The organism is Flavobacterium sp. T50_26 (genome assembly GCF_057652995.1).
The window spans coordinates 1-4,502 of the sequence record NZ_JBYFCC010000048.1; the positions used below are offsets into that span (position 1 = coordinate 1).

Sequence of the window (4,502 nt, forward strand, 5' to 3'; positions counted from 1 at the left end):
ACAACAGGACATCCGTCATTTAAATTACCATTACAGTTTTGATCAATTCCGTCGTAACAGATTTCTGTGGCTCCAGGGTTGATGGTTTCGTCAGTATCGTCGCAATCGCCGCCAATAGCAATGTAACCAACTGGTTGGAAACAAGCTTGAACAGTCACGGCATCATCACCAAAACCGTCTTCGTCTGTATCAGCATACCAAGTTGTTGGTGTACATAAAGTTACATTTAATGTATAATCTTCCGTTTGACCAAATCCGTTTCCTGTACAGGCATCCCATGACGAAGGAGTAGAAGTTGCAAACAATTTTTTAATACGCATTCTGGTTGATCCGGCTAAAGCATTACCTGGAATAGTGATATTGGTTACTGCTTGAATAGCGTCTAAGCCTGTTGACTCAAAAATAGATCCTGCTGCAATAGATTCTCCAGCATCGTTGAAATCACCATCTTGGTTCCAGTCAATAAATACTCTGAAATAATTGGTAAAATCACCATCTGTATTCCCTTTTAAGGTCATAGCATACGTATTTTCAGTAGTAACATTTCCTGAAATGGATATAAAATTCTCTAATGAAGCAATATCAAGTGTAGCTGCAGAAGAGTTATTTATTCCGGCAAAATTTACTAAAGTAATTGGTTCAACTTGACTATTATTAGTTCCATAATTAATCACAGAACAATACGGTGCAAATGGATCAGCTTGTGTAGTAAAACTCCATTCATTACAACCCACAGCATCACCACCCCCAATAACCGAAGTTGGCACAACTCTCCAAAAGTAAGTAGTACTATAATTAGGAGCAGAAGCATTGTATGATAGATTAGGTGTGGTTGTCATTAAAGTCAAACTTCCTGAAGTAGTTCCAAAATACACTTTATAGGCTGTTGGAGCAGGACCACTGGTTGGAGCAGTCCATGATAATGCAACAGTACCTCTTGTAACGTTTGTAGCCGCATTAGCGGGAGCACCAATAACAGCACATTGTGTTGGGTTTGGATTAATAATTAATTCTCCACTATTACTGTCTGTTCCGTTCCAAGCGTTAAAAGGAAATCCTCCATAAACATAAGGACCTCCATTTAATCTAAAACGAGAAGCATAACGATACGTTCCAACCGGAAGTGTACTTCCAATAGTGGCTTGGTATTCGTCATTATTGTTTCCGTCTGTTTCAACGTTAAAAGTAGCTGGAACCCAAGTTGTCCATGTATTCGGGTTAGAAGATGCATCTGCTCCAATCGGACTAATTCCTATCCAAGCTTCAATACCAGGAGCTTGACCAGAAGTTGTATCGGTTAAACCTCCTTCGTAAACACGTGCATAAACAGTGGCAGATTCGCCAGCTGATATAGTAGCAGAGTTTGGAAATTGGAGATTAACGTAATCTGGTGTATCGGTTGGCATGGCAAGTATAGTAACAATGTAATCTTCTGTTTCACCAAATCCACTAGAAGATACTCCACAAGCTTGAGTTGTAGTTAATGCACTATCGTTTCCTCCTCTTACTCGCATTCGAGTATTTCCGAGTTGTGCATCCATCGGTACATTAAACACTAAAGTAGTAGTTCCATTAGCTCCTGCATTTACAGTTGAAACAACTCCTTCAGACGCTTCGAAAGAACCATTTTTATTAAAATCAATCCAAGCTCCTGCATACTGATTTCCATCTGAACCAAAAGTTACAGACACGGATGCTGTGCTACCCTGTTGAATTGTGGGAACAGTTAGAGCATCATAAAAAGTATAATAAGGAGAGACCGCATTTTGGGTAGAATTATTATTTAATGTTCCCAAAGTAACATTTACAACACCATCTGTTGTGCCTGCACCTGAGGAATAGGTTGACTCACAATAAGTAAAATCTAAACCGGTAGTAAATGATATTAATGAACAACCTACAGCATCACCATTAGCATTCTTTGGAATAACCTGCCAAGAGTATTCAGTATTTGAACTTAATGTGATTGGAACTGTAAATGAAGTTGTAGTTACATTTTGAAAAGAAGGAGGAATAATTCCACCATAGTAAAAATAAACATCATACGAAGTTGGCGAACCTGTTGTTGGAGCCCATGATAATGTTACATTTCGAGAAACATTTGTTGCGTCATCGGCTGGAAAAAAAGCAGTAGCACAATTGGGAGGTAAAACAGGTATTTCTTCAATAATAAAATTATCGATAAAGAAATCTATATCGGCATCTCCATTTGATGCTCCTTCAAACGCACGAAAAGCAAACTGAACCGTTTGTCCACTGTATGCCGATAAATCTACATCATCAATTTGACCTAGATGTGATGGTACATTTGAGCTGTTATAAGTTTTTAATACTGTCCAATTTGTATTTGATGTAGAAACTAAAAACTCTACAAAATCATCAGCCTCCCAAGGTGTAGTTAGTGCAGTGATTTCACCCCATTGCGTTGCACCAACACTATACTTCACTCTATGACCTGTTGCCGGAATACTATAAAATGGTGTAATCAACCATTCTGAACCAGTTGCGGCATCAATATTCATTTTGGCAGCTCCCGCACTTCCAACATTTAAGAAACCATCAGAAGCCCAATCACTTACAGAAGCACCTATAGAAGATGGACCAGCAATTAAATTACCTGAATCTCCTTCTTTCCAACAAACTGATGGTAAATAAGTTGCAAAATCAAATGTACTCGGAAATACTGCAATAGATGCACAAGCTGTGGTTAAAGAAGTAGAAAAAGAATTTGCACTGTATCCACCTAATGGACAAACCTGTCTTACATAAACTTGGTAAGTTAATGAAGGCGATAATCCCACTAATGCATAAGGTGAAGTTGCAGTACTTGATGCAATAGTTCCACCAGTACCTGCTGTTGCTCCCGTACCTGGTGTGAATCCTGAAAGACCATATTCAACAATATAATTTCCGGAACCTGTCCATGTAATAGTGGCAGAGTTTTGGGTAATTGTATTTGAACCTAAAGTAGTTCCTGTAGCACAATTTGTGTTTTGTGACGCACTTAATGCGGTTGTTCCATAAAAAGGTTCACCAGTGCACAAATCATTATATGAAAAAACATGATAATAGTATTGGGTTCCTGCTGTTAAACCACTATCAGAAAATGTAGTAGCATTGCTAGCTAGTCTCACATTAGTACCTGCTCCTAATGCAGTTGAACCAACTGTATAAACTGTTCCATTAGAAGGTGTTGGTGCTGTTGCACTTGTACTTCTTACCACTAAATATTTACTAGGAGCGGGTGAGGCTGCAGTAAATGAACCATTCAGAGAAGTGGTAGTAACAGAGCTAAACGACAATCCTGTTGGCGATGCACTTGGAGTGACACATGGACTTAAAACTAAAGGTGTCCAAGTAAACGTTAGACCAGCTGTTGGAAAAGCCGCAGGAGATGTATTTGTAAAACGTACACTATGAGCGTTTGAAGAAGCAGCTGCTGTATCGTTCCAAGCAGGAGAAGCATCAGGCACAGAATTAGTCAATCTCCTTGCATTAAAATCTGAATTGGTAGTACCTCTAAGCCCAACTTGTGGAATTCTGTCTTGACTAGCAACCACTGTAGTTGGAGCATTATATACAATTGATATAGCTTTCGTTACAGTGTTTAATCTAATTTGAAAACTAATGCTCTCTGGCGTGGCTAAATATCTTCTAAATTCATTCCATTGAAATATTATTTCATCACCAATTTGTTGCCAACGCAATTCTGAACTTGCACTATTTGCAACTAAATCCATTCCAAGTGCAGCGATTATTCCATTAGAGGTCGCTGAACTGCTGATGGGAACATAACCATGTGTTGTAGTATTGCCCATTATGAGATATCCATTTGGACTAAAACCAACGGTGGTTATAGATGCATTGTTGTAGTTAAAAGACGTTGGTAAAGTAACACTTATAATAGTGTCGTCCAGACCCGCTCCTGAAGCAGCTACCGTTCCACCAGTTATCGGTGCATATGTTCCGGCAGTCTGAGAAAAAGTGTATGTAGACACTTGTGCCATTACTCCTTGCCCCATCAATAAAGACAGCACCAAAGCCAATGACGATAGCCATGTTAACGAAAGAAAATTGGAGGAAAACGAACGTTCATGTTCACTTTTTTCCAATTTCTTACGATTGAACAGCGACCCCAATCGCGTGCTCAAAAAATTGTAGTTTGAATTCATAAATTGTTAATAAAATTAAATTAATACTTAAAGTTAAGAGAATACTTGTCTAAATGTTAATTCAATGTTACCAAATCGTTTAAAATCTAAAATCATCGACAAAATGCATGCTTTAGATTGCTATATTGACATTATAATGCCTTCAAAATAAGAATTCATAAAAAAACTCCCCAATTTCTTGAGGAGTTTCTATCTATAAACTCAGTACCTCAGAACCTTAGTTCCTCAGCCACTTTCTCTTTATTGTTTCACCACGCGTACCGTTTTGGTCTCTTCTCCTTGGGTTACAATCACGTTGTAAACTCCAGATGGATAACGATCTCCAAATTG

General features: G+C 38.4%; 1 protein-coding gene. It reads right to left on the reverse strand.

Features of this window, described 5'->3' with window-relative positions; translation table 11 throughout:
- A partial coding sequence (locus AC23MC_RS16350) for a GEVED domain-containing protein (protein ID WP_487569391.1) occupies positions 1–4,112 on the reverse strand: 4,112 nt, incomplete at its 3' end.
- Positions 4,113–4,502: the final 390 nt, after the last annotated feature.